This window comes from Shinella pollutisoli, from assembly GCF_024609765.1.
Classification (GTDB): domain Bacteria; phylum Pseudomonadota; class Alphaproteobacteria; order Rhizobiales; family Rhizobiaceae; genus Shinella; species Shinella pollutisoli.
Genome location: NZ_JANFDG010000002.1, coordinates 57,877 through 76,948, shown reverse-complemented (window position 1 = coordinate 76,948; position 19,072 = coordinate 57,877). Strand labels below are relative to the sequence as shown.

The following is a 19,072-nucleotide window of genomic DNA, read 5'->3' as shown; positions in this document are numbered from 1 at the left end:
GGCGTGCCGAACGACATCCACCGATAGCGGCCCGAAAGAAACCTCAAAGGCGCGACAGAAGACCAACATGCAAGCCACACGAGCCATCAAGCAAGTCGTCCTCCGATACAAGTCCAGCCCCATGGGCCGAGCGGCCTACAGGATCGCCAAGACCACTGCGGAGCGCATGGTGGAGCTGATCCAGCGGCTGCTCGACAGATGGCCGGAAAGTAGCTTCCTGCATTACAGCCAGGGGAAATGGCTGAGCCTTCTCGAACGCAAGGAGGAGGCGGTCGCCGCCTTCGAGCGCGCGGCGGTGCTCGACCGCGGCAACGTGAAGATCCTGGAGATGCTGGCCGGCGCCTATCGCGACCGGAAGAAGCCCTGGCAGGAGCTCGAGGCGCTGCAGCGGGTGGTGGAGCTCGCGCCGACCGCCGAGCGGCAATACAAGCTCGCCAAGGTGAACGCCGACATGAACCGCCTGCAGGAGGCCATCGAAGCCTTCCGGAGCGCCGTCGAGGCGGACCCTTCCCGCTGGGAATGGCATTATGAATACGGCCTCGCGCTCGCCGCTGCCGGACGGCCGGCGGATGCCGACGCCCAGTTCGCGGAAGCGGCCCGGGCCTCCAAGGACGAGAACGTCGCCCGCTTCGGCATCGGGTACCTGCACGAGCAGGTCGGCAACTGGGCGGCGGCGGCCGACGCCTACGAGCTGACGCTCGCCCGGGCCGCCTCCGGCGACGCCGAGCTCGTCCATCGCGCCGCCTTCGCGCACGACCATTGCTATCGGTGGGAACGCGCCGCCGAACGCTATCGCGAGGCCTGCCGCATCGATCCCGCCTACGCGCTGGCGAGCGCCCATCTGGGCTTCGTGCTGGAACGGCTCGAACAGTGGGACGAAGCGGAGGCGGCCTACCGGTCGGCGCTCGCTCGCGAGGCGGAACCGGGCTGGCTCTATCGCCTCGGATACGTGCTCTTCAAGAACGGGCGCTTGCAGGAAGCCGCCGAAACGCTCGTTGCGCATTTCTTCCCGGCCGGCACCGATGCCGCCAAGGCCGTTCTGGAAGACGCCGAGCAATCGGCGGCGCGGGACGACCTCGGCGACGCGCTCGCGAAGGCCTGCCAGGCGCTCCGGTCGCAGGACTGGCCGCTTGCCGAACGCAGGCTTTCCTCGCTCGCCGACCGCCTGAGCGGGCACCGCCCTCTCGTCTTCGGCGCCCGCGGCCTCGCGCTCCTGCGGCAGGGCAAGCTGGACGCGGCGCTCCAGGCGATGCTGGAGGCTTACCCGGATATCCGTTCGCGAGGGATGGATCACCGCATCTTCAGGGTCCAGAAGGAACGGAGGGGCCTGCAGAACTACGCCATGATGCGGTCGAACTTCGCGATCCGGCCCAAGACCATCGTCTACGAATCCTACAGCGGCAGCGCGATGAGCTGCACGCCGCTCGCGCTCTTCCGCAATCTCCTTTCCGATCCCGATTATGCCGACTGGCTCCACATCTGGGTGGTGAACGAAGCCGAGGCGATCCCGCCCGAATACCGCGACCGCGGCAACATCGTCTTCGTGCGCAAGGAGACCGACGCCTATCGCCGGCACCTCGCGACCGCCAGCCACCTGGTGAACAACAGCACGTTCCCCTCCTATTTCACGCGGCGCCCGGAGCAGAAATACCTCAACAGCTGGCACGGCACGCCGCTGAAGACTCTCGGCGTCCGCATGGAAGGCCGTTTCCTCGAGCACGCCAACGGCGGCCGCAACTTCATCCAGGCCACCCACCTCGTCACGCCCAATCCCCATACGACGCTGTGCACGCTGCGCGATTTCGGCGGGCAGGGCCTGCTCGAATACAAGCTCAGGGAAACGGGCTATCCGCGCATCGACCTGATGCTGAACGCCTCGCCGGCGCGCAAGCGGGAAATCCGCCGGCTTCTCGGCATCACCGACAAGCGGCCCATCCTCTTCTACGCGCCGACCTGGCGCGGGACGCACAAGGAGGTCGATACCGACGTCGACCGGCTGAGGGCCGATCTCAAGGCGATGGCGGCCACCGGCCACCATGTCGTCTATCGCGGCCACGTGATGGAACAGCAGGCGCTCAAGGGCAAGTCGTTCAACGCCATCATCGCGCCGCCGCAGCTCGACACGAACGAACTGCTGTCGGTCGTCGACGTGCTGGTGACGGACTACTCCTCGGTGTTCTTCGACTTCATCCCCGCCAACAAGCCGATCTTCTACTACGCCTACGACTACGAGCACTACACGGCCACGCGCGGCTTCTACCTCGACATCCACGACATGCCGGGCAAGGTCGTGCGCACGATCGAGGAGCTGGTCGCCGCGGTCAAGGCGAAGCCGGTCGGCCTGCAGGGCCACGAGAAGGCGGCCGCGGCCTATTGCCTGCACGACGACGGCAAGGCCACCCTGCGCACCAAGCAGTTCTTCTTCGATACGGCGCCGCAGCCCGGGCCGCCGGCGAAGAAGCGCATCCTGTTCTTCGCCGGGCCGTTCATGGCCAACGGCATCACGGCGTCCTTCGTCAACCTGGCGCGCGCGATCGACTTCGGCACCTACGACGCCTATCTGGGGATCGATCCCAACGCCATCGACGGCCGCGAGGACAGGCAGGTGCAGGTCGACCGGCTACCGCCGGAACTGCAGATCATCGGCCGCGTCGGGCTCATGCTGGCGACGCCCGAACAGCGCTGGGTGATCTCCAAGGCCGCCTCCATGAGCGCGTTCCCGACAGAGCGCATGAAGGCGATCTTCGACGATGCGCATGCCACGGAATTCGTCCGGATCTTCGGCGAGACGCATTTCGACGCCGCCATCCACTTCGAGGGCTACAACTATTTCTGGTCGGCCCTCTTCGGCAACGGGACCAGCTCGCGCAGCGTGATCTACCTTCACAACGACATGTACCAGGAATGGTTCACGAAGAACCCGGCCCTGCGCCAGCTCTTCCGTACGTTCGACTACCACGACCGGTTCATCTCGGTCAGCGAGGCGATCAGCACCCACAACCGGGAAATGATGTCCGGCGCCTTCGATCTGCCCGCGGAGCGCTTCTCGCATTGCCCCAACCTCATCTCGGCCCGGGATATCGAGGAGCGAAGCCGGGAGCCGCTCGAGGAGGACCTTGTCCCGTGGTTCGGCGAGCATCCCACCTTCCTGGCAGTCGGCCGGCTGTCGCCGGAGAAGGATCACCAGAAGCTCGTGGACGCCTTCCTGCGCGTCCGTGCGTCAGGCTACCAGGCCAAGCTGGTCGTCATCGGCGACGGACCGCTGCGCGGAACGTTGGCCGACCTCGTCCAGTCGCGCGATATCGGCGACGAGGTCTACCTCGCCGGACACCGGCAGAACGCGTTCCCCGCGATGAAGCGCGCCTCCTGCCTCGTGCTGTCGTCGAACCATGAAGGCCAGCCCATGGTCCTGCTGGAGGCGATGACGCTCCGCACGCCGGTCATCGCAACGGACATCACGGGCAACAGGGGCGTCCTTGCGGACCGTTACGGGATGCTGGTCGACAATTCGGTCGCCGGCCTGACGGGCGCGATGGAGATGTTCCTTTCCGGCAAGGGCAATTTCACCGGCACGTTCGCGGTGGAGGACTACCAGCACGCCGCCATCGAGCGCTTCTATACCCTCATCGACGGCGAAAGCCGGACGGAAGACCGCTAGGGCCGGCAGCGAAAGGCGACGGCCCGCCTTCCGTCAATCGTCCTCGTCTCCCCGCCCCGTCACGGCGGAGTAGATCCGCAATATGGGCTTCATGACGGCCGCTTCGAAACGCTGGCAGAACGTCGGTACCTCCGCCTGCCTGCGCATCGCCCGCGACACGGTGAGCGCCCTCACCGCCTCGCGCACATAGAGCTGCGGGGACGTCAGCCGCGGGATATCGCCCTGCAGCAGCCGATCGACCAGCTCGGTGCTGCGGGCGACGCTCCCGGCGGCATCCGCGAAGAGCTGCGCTCGCACGGCCTCCACCTGCGCAATCGCCTCCGGCGGCCGGCTGAGCGCTGTCCGGATCGCCGCGGCGAGCTCTCCCGGCCGCTCGCAGACGACGCCGAGCTCGGACCGGCGGCTGAATTCTATCGAGCTGAGATCGAATTTCTGCACACCCACCCTGCGGGCGGCGTCGTCCTGGAAAAGCACGACCGGCACGCGCGCATAGATGGCGTCGAAGATCGCTCCCGAAAAGTCGCTGACGACCACGTCCGCCGCCGCGAGCAGGGACTTCTGGTCGGCGCCACCCGAATAGAGTTGCGTGAGCCCGCGCTTCTTCGCCTCGCCCCTCCAGGAGCGCCCCTTGATCTCGTTGTTGTGGTGCATCTTGATCACCACCTCGAACTCGCCCGCAAGGCGGGCGAGCGAATCGATGAGCTCGCCGAAGGATCCCAGCGCGCCGTAGGTCGGCATATAGAGCACCAGCGGCTTGCCGGGATCGGCCCCGATCGCCCTTTTGGCCTCCGCCCGGCCCTCCGCCGCACGATGAGGCTCCCAGTCGGCGAACTTGATGTTGCCGACGCCGTAGCTCGGCGAGAAATGCGCCACCCTGTCGGCGGAATAGGGCCCGAACATCAGGTTCATGTCCGCGAGCGCGCGCCATTCGCCGTAGTTGTGGCGCTCCTTGGCAAGGCCGTACTGGACGGAAACCAGCGGGCGCTTGACCCGCTCGATCCCGGAGAACAGCGTCTGGAAGAAGACGACGTCGGAACCGGCGGCGATGCGGGCGACGTTGTCGCCGTCCACCAGCTTTATCGGTATCTCGGAGGCGCGGATTTCCGAACGCTTGAACTCTTTCCACAGCGTCCGGCGTCTCAGCAGCAGGTAGCGGGCGTCAGGATAGGCTCTGGCGAGATTTTCGAACTGCGCGATCTGGAACTTGTTCTTGACGACAAAGCAGGGCTTCGCAGGCATGGTGGCGCTTACGCAGAAGCCCTGATCTCCGCCAGCAGTTCGGTCGTCGAAATGCCCTCGGTGCGTGGAAGATAGACGACCTCGCAAAGGCTCTTGTACTCGTCGAACCGGCCTTCCCAGTCATTGCCCATGACGAGGACATCGGCCGAGAACTGCTTGATGTACTCGCCCTTCAGCTCGAGGGAGTGCTCGAAGAACACTTCGTCGACGCCGGCAATGGACTTGACGATCTCAAGACGGTCGAACTGGGAGTATACGGGTCTCTTCTGCTTCTTGGAGAAGTTCAGCGCGTCGGTGGAGACGCCGACGATCAGATAGTCGCCCAGCGCCCTGGCGCGCTGAAGGATACGGACGTGCCCGACATGAAGGACGTCGAAAGTACCGAAAGTGATGACCCGCTTCATATGCCTCTCCAGCTTCGCGGGCGCCACCATGAAGGATTTGTGCCAGGGATGCAACGGCCAGGCCGCAAAATGTTTACCAACCATGCCGTGCAGCGCCGCCCTCAGCCGCCATATTCGATGATCTCAAGGCCGGCATTGTAGTCCGTCGCGTAGATGAGGCCCTGCGCGTCGACGAAGACGTCGGCCGACTGGATGACCCGCGGGCGGCCCGGGCGCTTGTCCGTCATCGTCCTCGGGGCGGCGGGCACCAGCGCACCGGTCTCCACCGGGCGGTACGGATCGGAAATGTCGAAGGCGCGGATGCCGGCGTTCTGCCAGGTGGCGAAGATCAGCGTGTCGGAGACGAAGCTGCCCGGGCGGTTCTCGTGGAGATTGTGCGGGCCGAAATGGCCGCCCTTCTTCGCATAGTCGATCTCGTCCGGGATCGGGAAGGTGGAGATGCTGATCGGGTTCGACGGCTCGCGGATGTCGAAGACCCACGTATGCTTACGCCCGTCCGCCTCGTTGTCGAGCACCGCCTCGTCGGCGACGACGAGCAGGCCGCGCTCGGCGAGCGGCAGGGCGGAGTGCGTGCCGCCGCCGTAGGGCGGGCACCAGTTGTGGTGCTTGATGAGCTTCGGGGCGGCATGGTCCTTGATGTCGAGCAGCGTCAGCCCGCCGTCGCGCCAGCAGGCATAGGCCGTGTCGCCGGCGACGAGCGCATGGTGCAGCGCATGGCGCTTGCCCTCCGGCGTGGCGGAGACCTCGCCCGCCGCCTTGTTCATGCCGGGCAGCCACCAGCGGCCGACGAGCTCCGGCCGGGTGGGATCGGCCATGTCGATGGTGACGAAGATATAGTCGGTGAAGCCGTCGAGGAGCGCCGAGGCATAGGCGTAGCGGCCGCCGACATACCAGAGCCGGTGGAAGCCGACGCCGTCGACGTCGAGCTGGCCGATCTTGCGCGGCTTGTCGGGCTTGGAGATGTCGTAGACCGTCATGCCCGCCGTCCAGGCACGTTTCGTCCGCGCCCCCGCCACGCTCTCGCCGACGGACTTCGTGTAATAGGTCTTCTCGTCGGCGAAGGTCTCGACGTCGGCGAAGAGGTCGAGCGCGTTGATGACGAGCAGCAGGTCGTCATGAGTCTGGAGATGGATGTTCCAGGTGTTCGGAGCCGCGGGGACATAGGTGGTCCCGCCCGGATTGCGCGGGTCGCGCACGTCGACGATGGAGAAGCCCTGCGACCAGGGATGGGCCACATAGGCATAGCCGCGATGGACCATGAGCTGCAGCCCGTCGCCGCGGCCGCCGATGTCGGAGTGGCCGACCAGCTTCATGTTGCGGGCGAAATCGGGGGGTGGCAGGGTCATGGCGGGTTCTTTCGTCTGGAAATGGAATTCGGATTGTGCCGTCCATCCCTTCTCCCCGGCGGGGAGAGGTCGCGGCAGCGGGATGAGGGGGCGCCGTAGGCGCGATACGGTTAGCTCGCCCCCTCATCCGGCCCTTCGGGCCACCTCCCCCCGCCGGGGAGAAGGTGAAACGGGTCTCAGTTGACGGCCGGAATCCACGATGCGGTGGCGGCATCGCTCTTCAGGAAGGCCGGGAACTTCTGCTGCAGGTCCTCGATCGTCGAGATCTCGTTGCTGACGAGGTCGTCGCGGGTGACGAGGGTCGGCTGGAGCAGCACCGACTGGCCGGGGAACGCGCCGGCGATGGCGAGCGAGACGGCCCGCACCGAGACCTCGCCGACGACGGCGGCGTTGGTGGCGGCGGTGGCGACCCAGGCGCTGTCCGGCTCGGTCATCAGCTGGATATCGGCGGTGGAGATGTCGACGCCGTAGATCTTGACGTCCTTGGCGACGCCCAGCTCGTCGATGGCGAGCTTGACGCCCTTGGCGAACTCGTCCCAGGGCGTGAAGATCACCGAGATGTCCGGGTTGGCGCGCAGGATCGCCTTGGTCTGGTCGGCGACGGAGGCCGGCACCGTGTCGTTGACGACGCCCCAGACGGCCTTTTCCGTGAGGTTGTGCGTCTTGACGAAGTCCTGCCAGACGGCGTAGCGGCGGTCGAGCGGCGCGAAGCCGGCGACATAGACCGCGCCGCCGACGAAACCGTCGCCCTTGTCCTTGACCGCCTGTTCCAGCACGAGGCGGGCCATGTCGGCGTCTGACTGCTCGATCTGCGGGATCTGCGGATTGTCGAGGTTGACGTCGTAGGCGACGACCTTGATGCCGGCGTCGAGCGCCTTCTGGGCGACGTCCTTCAGCACCTCCGGCCGGCCGTTGTTGATGATTATGCCGTCGACGCCGAGGTTGATCGCCTGCTCGACGAGGCTGCGCTGGGTGTCGTTGTCGTTGCGCGCCTGCGAGATCGTCAGGTTGACGCCGAGCGCATCGGCCTGGCGCTTCACGCCGGCCTCGAAGGCCTGCAGCCAGTCGCCCGAGCCTAGGAAGCTGACGACGGCGATGTCGACGTCGCCCTTGTCGAAGGGCGCCGGCGCGCCCTCGATGCCGGCGGCGGAGACCTGCCCGGCGAGGAAGAGGGCGCCGGCAAGCGCGCCGGTCAGGGATTTCAGCAATGCGTTCATAAGTATCTCCACGGTTCGATTCTGATCGTGATGTCAGGCGCGCCCGCGGGCGACGCCATAGGTGAGCGCCAGCGCGCCGACCAGCACGGCGCCCTTGACGAAATCCTGCGCATAGTAGGGCGCGTTGAGCATGGTGAGCCCGTTCAGCAGCACGCCGACGAAGACCGCGCCGACGATCGTGCCGAAGACGTTCGGCCGGCGAAGGCCGAGCACCGCGAAGCCGATCAGGGCGGCGGCGACCGAATCCATCAGCAGCGACGCGCCGGACGAGACGTCGCCGCGCCCGACGCGGGCGGCGACGACGATGCCGCCGAGCGAGGCGAGCGTGCCGGAGATGACATAGGCGAGCGTCTTCAGCCGGTCCGTCGGCCCGCCGGCAAGCCGCGTGGCCAGCTCGTTGCCGCCGGTGGCGAAGAGCAGCCGGCCGATGCGCGTGCGCTCCGTCAGCACGAAGAGCAGGACGGCGACCACGCCCATGATGACGACCGGCAGCGGCACGATGCCGAACAGGCTGGAGCGGCCGACCAGCAGGAAGAGCGGATCGTACGCTCCCGTCGCAGTGGTGCCGTCGGGCAGGATCAGGCCCGGCGAGATGGAGCGCCCCGCCGTCGGGATGAGCTGGAGGCCGGTCAGCAGGAACATCATGGAGAGCGTGGCGAGCAGGTCCGGCACCTTGAGGCGGACGATAAGGAAGGCGTTGACGAAGCCGATCGCCGCCCCGAGCAGCAGCACCAGCGGGATCGTCGCGAAGGCGCCGAGCCCCCAGACGATCATGACGTAGCTCGCCGCCATGACGCTGGAGGCGGCGACGGCGCCGATCGACAGGTCGAAGCCGCCGACGGCGAGCGTGACGGTCACGCCCGCGCCGAGGATGGCGACGACCGAGACCGCCTGCAGGATGCTCATCAGGTTGTTGATGTTGATGAAGGCCGGCTGCGCCGCGGTGAAGCCGACGACCATGGCGAAGAGCAGGATGAAGACGGCGCCGGCGCGAAGGAACTCGCGCAGGTGCTCGCCGGCACCCGGCCTCGATGCGGTGTCGTCATGTGCGGTCGTCATCGTGCGTCTTCCCCGATACGTCGAGCTCCGGCGCCGGCCCGGCCCTCGCGGATGGTGTGGTGGTCCATGGTCAGCACGCGGTCGGCGACCTCGATCGCCTCCTCCGGATCGGAGGTGGCGATCAGCGTGGCGCGGTCGGTGCGGCTGCGGATGGCGGTGATGATGTCGTGGCGGGCGCCGACGTCGACGCCCTGGAACGGCTCGTCGAGCAGGAGCAGCCTACCGGGCTCGGCCTCCCAGCGGCCGAGCACGACCTTCTGCTGGTTGCCGCCCGACAGCGTCCAGACGGAGGCGGTCGGGCCGGCGGCGCGGATGCCGAGCCGGTCGATCGCCGCCTCGGCCTTCGCCCGCTCCCTGCGCGGCCGGATGAAGCCCGAGGGATACCAGCGGGAAAGATGCGGCAGGCTGATCGTCTCCGCGATGGTCTCGCCGGGCCAGCCGGCCGGCATCAGCGAGGAGCGGTGCCGGTCCTCGCCGGCCATGGCGACGCCGGCGGCGATGGCCTCGCGCGGGCTTTCCGGCGCATAGCGCGCACCGTCGAGCCGCATGGCGCCTTCCGCCAGCCGTCCGGCACCGAAGACGGCCGACAGCAGCCGGCTCTTGCCGGCGCCGAGCACGCCGGTGATCGCCACCACTTCGCCGCGGCGAAGAGCCAGGTCGAAGGGCTCGCTCCCCGGCAGAAGCCGTCCGCCGGAGATCTCGAACACCGGATCGCCGTCCGCGCGCCTCGCATCGGGCCGGGCGGAGGCGAGCGGCCGGCCGATCATCGTCTCGATCGCCGCGTCGAAATCGACCGGCCGGGCGAAGGTCTCGACGACGCGCCCGCCGCGCAGCACGGCGACCCGGTCGGCGAGCGCGGCGAGGTCGGCGGTGCGGTGCGAGATGTAGAGGATCGCCATCCCGCGCCGCTTCAGGTCGAGGAGCGTCGCATAGAGACGGCGGGATTCGGCGGCCGAGAGGCTTGCCGTCGGCTCGTCGAGGATCAGCAGCTCGGCCCGGTTGACGAGCGCCCGGGCGATGGCGACGAGCTGCCGGTCGGCGGCCGGGAGCTCGGCGAAATTGCGGTCGACCGGCAGGTCGAAGCCGGCTTCGCGCAGCATCGCCTGCGCCTCACGGCGGACGCGGCGGCGCGAGACGAAGAAGGGCTCACGCCGATCGACGAAGCGGTTGAGCAACAGCGCATCGCCGACCGTCAGCCCCGGAATGCCGACGAGGTCGGTGGATTGGTGCACGGTGACGACGCCGGCCGCCGTCGCTTCCGCCGGCACCGACGGCGCGTATGGCCGCCCCTTGAAGAGAACGCTGCCCGCGTCCGGCGCGAGCACGCCGGAGAGGATCTTCACGAAGGTCGACTTGCCGGCGCCGTTCGCCCCCATCAGGGCGACGATCTCGCCGGGCTCGATCGAGAGCGTCAGCTCGACGAGCGCCCGGGTCGAGCCGAACGACCTGGAAAGAGCTTGGGCATGGAGAAGCGGCATCGGAACGAGTCTGGTTTAAACAATGGCCAATTGCAGGAAAGACGGCGCGAAGGCAAGCATTGCCTTTGCCCTTCCCGCATAGGGAAAAGAAAAATATTCCAACGACTTGTCGGCCCTTGAACGGTCGCGCCGCACCCGGGCCGACAAGCGGTGTCGATTTATCCTATTTTTCCCGTCCGTCTGTGGCAAGCGTCGCCTCCAGGCGTGCGGAAGCGGTCGTCCGGTTACGACGAAAGTCGTAGTGCGAAAGGTGCGCTGACGCCACAATCCGTTTTCTGACATCCTTCAAGAAGCGCATCCCCGTCCGCCGCCCTGAGGAGAGGGGTGGGGGCGAGAGTGGGATGGCCTTTCGAGGAGGAAAGAAAGAATGGCAAATGTGTCTGTGACGGGTGGCGCCAAAAGCACGCCCATGACGGGCGAGCAGAAGAAGGTGATCTTCGCCTCTTCGCTCGGCACCGTCTTCGAATGGTACGACTTCTATCTCTACGGTTCGCTGGCGATCTATATCGGCGCGACCTTCTTCAGCCAGTATCCGGAGACGACGCGCAACATCTTCGCGCTCCTCGCCTTCGCGGCGGGCTTCCTCGTCCGTCCGTTCGGCGCGCTCGTCTTCGGCCGCCTCGGCGACCTCGTCGGCCGCAAGTATACCTTCCTCGTCACCATCCTGATCATGGGCTTCTCGACCTTCGTCGTCGGCCTGCTCCCGGGTGCGGCCTCCATCGGCATCGCCGCGCCGATCATCCTGATCGCGCTGCGCATGCTGCAGGGCCTGGCTCTCGGCGGCGAATACGGCGGTGCCGCGACCTATGTCGCCGAGCACGCGCCGGACGGCAAGCGCGGCTACTTCACGTCCTGGATCCAGACGACGGCCACGCTCGGCCTGTTCCTGTCGCTGGTCGTCATCCTCCTCGTGCAGTTCATCGTCGGCAAGGAGGCCTTCGCCGCCTGGGGCTGGCGCATTCCCTTCCTGCTGTCGGTCCTGCTTCTCGGCGTCTCCGTCTGGATCCGCCTGAAGATGAACGAATCGCCCGCCTTCAAGAAGATGAAGGAAGAGGGCAAGGGTTCCAAGGCTCCGCTCACCGAGGCCTTCGGCCAGTGGCGCAACGCCAAGATCGCGCTTCTCGCGCTGTTCGGCGCCGTCGTCGGCCAGGCCGTCGTCTGGTATTCCGGCCAGTTCTACGCCCTGTTCTTCCTGACGGGCGTGCTCAAGGTCGAAAACCAGTCGGCGAACATCATGGTGGCGATCTCGCTTCTGCTCGGCACCGGCTTCTTCGTCTTCTTCGGCTGGCTGTCGGACAAGATCGGCCGCAAGCCGATCATCATGGCCGGCCTGCTGCTCGCCATGCTGACCTACTTCCCGCTGTTCAAGGCGATGACCTGGGCCGGCAACCCGGCGCTGGCGCAGGCGCAGGAAACGATCCGCGCGACCGTCACGGCCGCTCCGGGCGACTGCAAGTTCCAGTTCAACCCGACGGGCACCGCGAAGTTCACCACGTCCTGCGACATCGCGACCTCGTTCCTGACCCGCAACTCGGTGCCCTACGACGTGGTCGCGACCGCGCCGGCCGGCACGGCCGCCACGGTCAAGATCGGCGACACCACGATCAACAGCTATGACGCGGTGGCCGCCGGCGACCAGGCCAAGGCACTCGACGCCGCCTTCCAGAAGCAGACCAACATCGCGCTCCACGACAACGGCTATCCGCTGGTCCGCGGCGCGGCGAAGGTTCCGGACTCCAAGCTCGACGCCTTCGTCGCCGCCAACCCGGAACTCGGTCTCGACGCCGCGGCGATCCGCGCCGGCGAGAAGGCGACGCTCTCGGCCGAGGACCTCGTCGCAGCCAAGCTGCTGACGGCCGAGGAAGCCGCCGGCACCACCGACATGGCCGTCTACACGATCGCCAACGGCGGGGCCTTCACCATGGTCGCCGACCCGGCCGCCGTGAACTGGGTCATGGTCATCGCCGTGCTCACGGTCCTCGTCATCTACGTGACGATGGTCTACGGCCCGATCGCCGCCCTGCTGGTCGAGCTCTTCCCGACCCGCATCCGCTACACCGGCATGTCGCTGCCCTACCACATCGGCAACGGCTGGTTCGGCGGCCTGCTGCCGGCCACGGCCTTCGCGATGAGCGCGGCCCAGGGCGACATCTACTACGGCCTGTGGTACCCGATCGTCTTCGCAGGCCTCACCCTCGTCATCGGCCTTCTCTTCCTGCCGGAAACGAAGGACCGCGACATCCACACGATGACGTGACCGAAGGGGCTAGCGCCCGACGAAAAAGCCCGGCAGGCGCCAGCCTGCCGGGCTTTTTCGTGTCGCGGCGGGACGGATCAGATCACGCCCTGCGCGCGCATCGCCTCGGCCACGCGGATGAAACCGGCGATGTTGGCACCGAGCACGTAGTTGCCGCGGAAGCCGTATTCGTCGGCGGTCTGGGCGCAACGGTCGTGGATGCTCTGCATGATCTGGCTGAGGCGCTCGCGCGTCTGCTCGAAGCTCCAGCTGTCGCGGCTGGCGTTCTGCTGCATCTCCAGCGCCGAGGTCGCGACCCCGCCGGCATTCGCCGCCTTGCCGGGGCCGAACAGCACGCCCGCCTCCTGGAAGGCGCGTACCGCCTCCGGCGTGCAGGGCATGTTGGCGCCCTCCGCCACGGCGGCAACGCCGTTCTTGATCAGCGTCGCGGCATCCTTGCCGGAGAGCTCGTTCTGCGTCGCGCAGGGCAGCGCCACGGCGCAGGGCACGTCCCAGATCGAGCCCTTGCCGGCCGGCACGAAATGCGTGCCCTTGCCCTTGAGTCGGACATATTCGGAGACGCGCTGGCGGCGGACTTCCTTGATCTCCTTGACGAGATCGAGATCGATGCCCTCCTCGTCATGGACGTAGCCGCTGCTGTCGGAGAAGGCGACGACCTTCGCACCGTAGTGGATGGCCTTCTCCATGGCGTAGACGGCGACGTTGCCGGAGCCGGAGATCGTGACGCGCTGGCCCTCGAAGCCGGCCTTGCGGGTCATGAGCATCGCCTCGGTGAAATAGACCGCGCCGTAGCCGGTCGCCTCCTTGCGCACCAGCGAGCCGCCGTAGCTCAGGCCCTTGCCGGTGAAGACGCCCGCCTCGAAGCGGTTGGTCAGCCGCTTGTACTGGCCGAACATCCAGCCGATCTCGCGGCCGCTGACGCCGATGTCGCCCGCCGGCACGTCCGTGTACTCGCCGAGATGGCGGTGCAGCTCCGTCATGAAGGACTGGCAGAAGCGCATGATCTCGCCGTCGGAGCGGCCCTTCGGGTCGAAGTCCGAGCCGCCCTTGCCGCCGCCGATCGGCAGGCCCGTCAGCGCGTTCTTGAAGATCTGCTCGAAGCCGAGGAACTTGATGATGCCGAGATTGACCGACGGATGGAAGCGCAGGCCCCCCTTGTAGGGCCCGAGCGCCGAATTGAACTGCACGCGGAAGCCGCGGTTGATGTGCACCTGGCCCTGGTCGTCGACCCACGGCACGCGGAAGATGATCTGGCGCTCCGGCTCGCAGATGCGTTCGATCAGCGCGTCCGTCAGATAGTCGGGATGCTTGGAGACGACGAGGCCGAGGCTTTCCAGCACCTCGCGCACCGCCTGGTGGAATTCCGGCTCGGCGGGATTGCGCTGCAGCACCTTGCCGAAAATGGGCTCAAGCTTTTCGTCGATTGCGGCCATGGGGCACTCCTTTGGATGTGGTCGGGTTCGGGGACAGTTTCGGGTCACGGCGTCATATCCCCTGGCCGGCGCCGAGCATGACGCTGCCGCCCCGCGCCCGGGCGAGCGAGCGGGCGAGCGTGGAGAGGAGATCGGTCTGCGAGATGATGCCGACGACGCGCCCGCCCTCGTCGACGATCACCACCGCATGGGCGACGCCGTCGGTGAGCCGGGGCAGAAGGCCGATCGCCGGATCGGACGGGCTTGCCGTCGCCGCGGGCGTCACCGGCAGGGCACCGACGCCCTCCAGTGCCGCGAGCTCGCGCAGCCCCACCGTGCCGGCGAGCCGGCCGTCCTCATGGAGCACCGGCAGCGTGCGGATGTCGTGCCGCAGCAGCAGCGACTGCGCCTGGGCGGGCGTGGCGCTTGCGGGCACGGTCACCACGTCGCGCGACATGACGTCGGCGCAGGCGAGCTCCCCCTTCTGCCGCGCCAGCGCCTGCAGCTCCACCTCCCGCAGCAGCGCGTGGAGGTCGTCGCGGCTGATGTCGAGCGTCTCGTTGAAGCGCTCGATCGCCGCGTCGATGTCCTCGGCGTTGAAGCCGGCGCGCATGGCGGGCGGCGGATCGGCCGTCCTGTGCGGATTGACCGGCGCGGCCGGGCGATGCGGATACTGCCGGCCGGAGAGCCGGTGGAACAGGATGCCGACGGCGACGAGGATCAGCGCGTTCACCGCGACCGGCACGAAGGCGAAGAGATAGCCGGCCTCGGCCACGGAGGAGCCGCCGATCACCGCCGTCAGCGCGGCGGCGCCGCCCGGCGGATGCAGCGAGCGGGTCAGCGACATGGCGAGGATCGCGAGCGAGACGGCAAGGCCGATCGCGAGCATCGGATCGCCGACGAGCGAGGAGACCAGGATGCCGACGAGCGCCGAGATCGTGTTGCCGCCGACGATGGACCAGGGTTGGGCGAGCGGGCTCGCCGGCACCGCGAAGAGAAGCACCGCCGAGGCGCCCATCGGCGCGGCGATGAGCGGCAGGCGGGGGTCGTCGCCGAAGACGAGCGCGCAGACGAGGCCGGTCAGCCCGATCCCGATCAGCGCTCCGAGGCAGCCGATCAACCGCTCCTTGAAGGTCGCGCCCGCCAGAATCGGGTTGAAAAGCCTGAATCGGGTCAGAAAGCGCGTTTTTTGACCATCGTCGGTCGAGGGCGGCGTTGTCATTCAGGCTAGGACGAGGAGAGGTGCATAATGGGCAGGCTTATGTGCCCATTATTTCCGCAATGCAAGGGCATAAACGGTGCAAATGCCCGTGCGCGCGGCATTATCGCATCGGCGCGCTCAGGCGAACACCGCCCGCTCCTCCGCCCGCGCCGCAAGCAGCGCCTCCAGCATCAGCCGTTCGGACTGGACGTGCCGGCGCAGGCTCTCCTGGAAGCCGGAGACCATGCGCGAGACCGTGTCGGCGGAAAGGCCGCAGCGCCCCTCGGCCACGGCCTTCAGCGTCAGCGTCAGTTCGTCCGCCGCGAGCCGGTCGCAACGGTGCTCGGCCTTCAGCCGCTCGATCGTCATCGCCGCGAAGCAGGAGCCGGCATGGCGGTCGAAATCCGGGAAGAAGACCCGCTCCTCCAGCTCGTGCGTCTGCCGCAGGAGAAGGGGAATGGCATCCGCCAGCGAGTCGAGCTCCGGCGCAGCGCCGGCCGCGCCGATCTCGCCCGCCGCCTCCTCGAGCTTCAGGCAGAGGTCGAGCAGTTCCTCGTGCCGGGCTTCGAGGCGGCCGATGTCGGCGGCATCGAATTCCCGGCTTTCCGTCGCAAGTGCTGCACGCATCGTCGCCTCCTATTGTCCGAAGAAGAGCACGGCGGCGATCGCCACGGAGGCGGCGACGGCGGACAGCGTGCCCGCGCCCTGGAGAACGCCCATGCGATGGAGCGTCAGGGCGAAGCCGATGATCACCGGTGTGGCGACCAGAAGCCCGATCTGTGCGTCGGTCATGACAGTGTTCCTTGTTCGTCCCGGACATCATGCCGCCGCCGGCGCGCCTCCTCTTTGCGCGAGCGCAAAGACCGCGGCGGCGGCCCGCGGTAGGAAAGCCGCATGGTCACGATGGACGATATCGGCAGGGGGACGGCGGCGGAGGGCGACGATTCGCTCCTGCTATGGGTACTGGTCTGGAGCGAACTCGTCGCCTTCGGCGCGCTGCTCGCCGCCTTCCTCGTCATGTCCGCTCTCGACCCGCAGGGCGCCGCCGCACTGCGCGGGCACCTGAGCCCCGGCCTTGCCGGCGCCAACACCCTCATCCTCGTGCTGAGCGGCTGGCAGGCGGCACTCGCCGTGCGCCGCCGCGACGAAGGACTCGCCGTGCGCCGGCCGCTCGTGCTGGCGGCGATGCTGGGCCTCGCCTTCGTCGCCGTCAAGCTCCTCGAATATTCGCGCGAGATCGATTTCGTCGGCGACCCGGCGGCGGGCGGCTTCTTCGAGCTCTACTTCCTCGTCACCGGCTTCCACCTGCTTCACGTGCTGTTCGGATCGGTCCTCCTGCTGCTGGTCGCCTGGCGGCCGTCGCGGGCGAACGTCTTCCTCATCGCCACGCTCTGGCATGCGATCGACCTCGTCTGGCTCGTGATGTTCCCCATCCTCTATCTCGCGTGAGGTTTAGCCATGGCACGGCAGGCAATGACACGACAGGCCCGCGAACGCTTCGTTGCGACGCTCGCCATGCTGCTGACGCTTGCCGCGGGCGGCGCCTTCGTCGGCGGCTACAGCGGCGGGCTTCTCGTGCCCATCGCCGCCGTCCTCGTCATGGCCTATGCGAAGGGCCGCTTCGTGGTCCTCGACTTCATGGAGCTGCGCGAGGCGCCCGGGCCGCTGCGCCAGGCGCTGCTCGCCTGGCCGGCGATGCTGCTTGCGCTGGCGCTCGTCCGCTCGATTACCGTTTCCGTCCTCGGCTGACCGATCCGCGGCCTTCGGGCGATTGCACATGCAATTGCCCTCCCTCTTTGCCAGAGAGCAAAGAACGCTTTTTCCCGACCGCTAGAAGGAAGACGTCCCGCACTGCCGGCCGGCCGATCACCGGTCCTAGCATGCGACGGGGGATTAGTGCCGGGTTTCCGGCGGATGAAAGGACGCAAGCGATGGCAGAGCGCCTGACCAAGACCGGAGCCCGCAACGTCTTCTATGGCGGGTCCATCTTCTTCTTCGCGATCTTCGTGGGGCTCACGGCCCACAGTCACTACTACATCAGGACCACCTCCACCGACGAGGCCACGCTGACGGACAGCGTCACGCGTGGCAAGCACGTCTGGGAGAAGAATGCCTGCATCAACTGTCACACATTGCTCGGCGAAGGCGCCTATTTCGCGCCCGAGCTCGGCAACGTCTGGAAGCGATACGGCGGGGTCGACGATCCCGAGGGCGCGCGCGACACCCTCAAGGCCTGGATGGCGGCGCAGCCGACCGGCATCGAGGGCCGCCGGCAGATGCCGCAGTTCAACCTGACCGAACAGGAGCTCGACGATCTCGCCGACTTCCTCGAGTGGACCAGCCGCATCATGACCCAGGACTGGCCGCCGAACGAGGCGGGCTGACGAGGCGGGAAGGAGAAACGACATGAAATATCAATCGCAAAAGGTCGCGATGCTGTACTTCTACGGCGCGCTCGGCCTGTTCATCGCCCAGGTCCTCTTCGGCGTCGTCGCGGGTCTCATCTACGTGCTGCCCAACACGCTCTCCGAGCTCCTGCCCTTCAACATCGTGCGCATGATCCACACCAACGCGCTGGTCGTCTGGCTCTTGATGGGCTTCATGGGCGCGACCTACTACATGATCCCCGAGGAGACCGAGACGGAGCTCTACAGCTCGAAGCTCGCCGTCGTCCAGTTCTGGATGTTCTTCGTGGCGGCGGGGCTGACCGTGGTCGGCTACATGTTCCGCATCCACGAGGGCCGCGAGTTCCTCGAGCAGACCTTCGCCGCCAAGGTCGGCATCGTCGTCGTCGTGCTGATGTTCCTGTTCAACATCACCATGACGGCGCTGAAGGGCCGCAAGACCACGGTCATCAACATCCTGCTGTTCGGCCTGTGGGGTCTTGCCCTGTTCTTCCTGTTCGCCTTCTACAACCCGGCGAACCTCGCGCTCGACAAGATGTACTGGTGGTACGTGATCCACCTGTGGGTCGAGGGCGTGTGGGAGCTGATCATGGCCTCGGTTCTGGCCTTCCTGATGATCAAGCTCAACGGCATCGACCGCGAGGTCGTCGAGAAGTGGCTCTACGTCATCGTCGGCCTGGCGCTGTTCTCCGGCATCCTCGGCACCGGCCACCACTACTACTGGATCGGCGCGCCGGGCTACTGGCAGTGGATCGGCTCGCTGTTCTCGACGCTGGAAGTGGCGCCCTTCTTCACCATGGTCATCTTCACCTTCGTGATGACCTGGAAGGCCGGCCGCAACCATCCGAACAAGGCGGCGCTGCTCTGGTCGATCGGCTGCTCGGTGATGGCCTTCTTCGGCGCCGGCGTCTGGGGCTTCCTGCACACGCTGTCGTCGGTGAACTACTACACCCACGGCACGCAGGTGACGGCCGCCCACGGACATCTCGCCTTCTTCGGCGCCTACGTGATGCTGAACCTCGCCGTCATGGCCTATGCCATCCCGGAGACCCGCGGCCGCCAGCCGTACAACCAGTGGCTCTCGATCGCCAGCTTCTGGGCGATGTGCACGGCCATGTCGGTGATGACCTTCGCGCTCACCTTCGCCGGCGTCGTGCAGACCCATCTCCAGCGCGTGCTCGGCGAGAGCTACATGGACGTGCAGGACCAGCTCGCGCTGTTCTACTGGGTCCGGCTCGGGTCCGGCGTCGTCGTGCTCCTCTCGGCGCTGATGTTCATCTGGGCCGTGCTCGTTCCCGGCAAGGAACGCAGCGACAGCCTGAGCCGGATGCTGCAGCAGCCCGCCGAGTGAGAGAGGGCCGGCCCCGTCATCCCACGGGGCCGGCTTCTTCCCGCA

Annotated in this window: 16 protein-coding genes; 6 read left to right on the top strand and 10 right to left on the bottom strand. The window is 67.1% G+C overall.

What is annotated here, in order from left to right:
• Positions 1 to 67: 67 nt before the first annotated feature.
• Positions 68 to 3,658: a CDP-glycerol glycerophosphotransferase family protein gene (locus NNZ72_RS01900; RefSeq protein ID WP_257311871.1), complete on the top strand. Its 3,591-nt coding sequence runs from the start codon at positions 68 to 70 to the stop codon at positions 3,656 to 3,658.
• A 33-nt stretch (positions 3,659 to 3,691) separates the two neighbouring features.
• On the opposite strand, the gene NNZ72_RS01895 is transcribed toward NNZ72_RS01900, so the two are convergent.
• From NNZ72_RS01895 to NNZ72_RS01870, 6 genes are all read right to left on the bottom strand, one after another.
• On the bottom strand, positions 3,692 to 4,897 hold the full coding sequence (locus NNZ72_RS01895) for a CDP-glycerol glycerophosphotransferase family protein (RefSeq protein WP_257311868.1): 1,206 nt from the start codon (positions 4,895 to 4,897) through the stop codon (positions 3,692 to 3,694).
• Between the two features lie 8 nt (positions 4,898 to 4,905).
• Complete coding sequence (locus tag NNZ72_RS01890; RefSeq protein WP_257311867.1) at positions 4,906 to 5,301, bottom strand: FAD synthase family protein; 396 nt, start codon at positions 5,299 to 5,301, stop codon at positions 4,906 to 4,908.
• Between the two features lie 101 nt (positions 5,302 to 5,402).
• On the bottom strand, positions 5,403 to 6,647 hold the full coding sequence (locus NNZ72_RS01885) for an LVIVD repeat-containing protein (protein ID WP_257311865.1): 1,245 nt from the start codon (positions 6,645 to 6,647) through the stop codon (positions 5,403 to 5,405).
• Between the two features lie 176 nt (positions 6,648 to 6,823).
• On the bottom strand, positions 6,824 to 7,864 hold the full coding sequence (locus NNZ72_RS01880; protein ID WP_257311863.1) for a substrate-binding domain-containing protein: 1,041 nt from the start codon (positions 7,862 to 7,864) through the stop codon (positions 6,824 to 6,826).
• 33 nt (positions 7,865 to 7,897) lie between these two features.
• A complete protein-coding gene (locus tag NNZ72_RS01875; protein ID WP_257311861.1) occupies positions 7,898 to 8,923 on the bottom strand; it encodes an ABC transporter permease in 1,026 nt (341 codons plus the stop codon).
• On the bottom strand, positions 8,920 to 10,401 hold the full coding sequence (locus tag NNZ72_RS01870; protein WP_257311858.1) for a sugar ABC transporter ATP-binding protein: 1,482 nt from the start codon (positions 10,399 to 10,401) through the stop codon (positions 8,920 to 8,922). The genes NNZ72_RS01875 and NNZ72_RS01870 overlap by 4 nt, the downstream gene beginning before the upstream one ends.
• A gap of 367 nt (positions 10,402 to 10,768) precedes the next feature.
• Between NNZ72_RS01870 and NNZ72_RS01865 the strand changes: the two genes are divergently transcribed.
• Positions 10,769 to 12,658 carry an MFS transporter gene (locus NNZ72_RS01865; RefSeq protein ID WP_257311855.1) on the top strand — a complete coding sequence of 630 codons (1,890 nt, stop codon included), beginning with the start codon at positions 10,769 to 10,771 and terminating at the stop codon, positions 12,656 to 12,658.
• Between the two features lie 77 nt (positions 12,659 to 12,735).
• On the opposite strand, the gene gdhA is transcribed toward NNZ72_RS01865, so the two are convergent.
• The 4 genes from gdhA to NNZ72_RS01845 all read right to left on the bottom strand — a co-directional run bounded on the left by gdhA (position 12,736) and on the right by NNZ72_RS01845 (position 16,063).
• A complete protein-coding gene (gene gdhA, locus NNZ72_RS01860; protein ID WP_257311852.1) occupies positions 12,736 to 14,091 on the bottom strand; it encodes an NADP-specific glutamate dehydrogenase in 1,356 nt (451 codons plus the stop codon).
• A gap of 52 nt (positions 14,092 to 14,143) precedes the next feature.
• Entirely contained in the window at positions 14,144 to 15,292 is a 1,149-nt protein-coding gene (locus tag NNZ72_RS01855; protein ID WP_257311849.1) for an HPP family protein, read from the bottom strand.
• A 117-nt stretch (positions 15,293 to 15,409) separates the two neighbouring features.
• Positions 15,410 to 15,898 carry a hemerythrin domain-containing protein gene (locus NNZ72_RS01850; RefSeq protein ID WP_257311846.1) on the bottom strand — a complete coding sequence of 163 codons (489 nt, stop codon included), beginning with the start codon at positions 15,896 to 15,898 and terminating at the stop codon, positions 15,410 to 15,412.
• A gap of 9 nt (positions 15,899 to 15,907) precedes the next feature.
• Positions 15,908 to 16,063, bottom strand: coding sequence for a hypothetical protein (locus NNZ72_RS01845; protein WP_257311844.1), 156 nt, complete (start codon positions 16,061 to 16,063; stop codon positions 15,908 to 15,910).
• Between the two features lie 102 nt (positions 16,064 to 16,165).
• Here NNZ72_RS01845 and NNZ72_RS01840 point away from each other — a divergent pair, with 102 nt between their 5' ends.
• The 4 genes from NNZ72_RS01840 (at position 16,166) to NNZ72_RS01825 (ending at position 19,027) form a co-directional block, all read left to right on the top strand.
• Positions 16,166 to 16,720 carry a cytochrome c oxidase subunit 3 gene (locus NNZ72_RS01840; RefSeq protein ID WP_257311841.1) on the top strand — a complete coding sequence of 185 codons (555 nt, stop codon included), beginning with the start codon at positions 16,166 to 16,168 and terminating at the stop codon, positions 16,718 to 16,720.
• A gap of 24 nt (positions 16,721 to 16,744) precedes the next feature.
• Positions 16,745 to 17,020: a cytochrome C oxidase subunit IV family protein gene (locus NNZ72_RS01835; RefSeq protein ID WP_371747681.1), complete on the top strand. Its 276-nt coding sequence runs from the start codon at positions 16,745 to 16,747 to the stop codon at positions 17,018 to 17,020.
• Positions 17,021 to 17,202: 182 nt separating this feature from the next.
• Positions 17,203 to 17,655 (top strand): c-type cytochrome, encoded by a 453-nt coding sequence (locus NNZ72_RS01830; RefSeq protein ID WP_257311836.1) that lies wholly within the window; start codon positions 17,203 to 17,205, stop codon positions 17,653 to 17,655.
• A gap of 22 nt (positions 17,656 to 17,677) precedes the next feature.
• Positions 17,678 to 19,027, top strand: coding sequence for a nitric-oxide reductase large subunit (locus tag NNZ72_RS01825; protein ID WP_257311833.1), 1,350 nt, complete (start codon positions 17,678 to 17,680; stop codon positions 19,025 to 19,027).
• Positions 19,028 to 19,072: the final 45 nt, after the last annotated feature.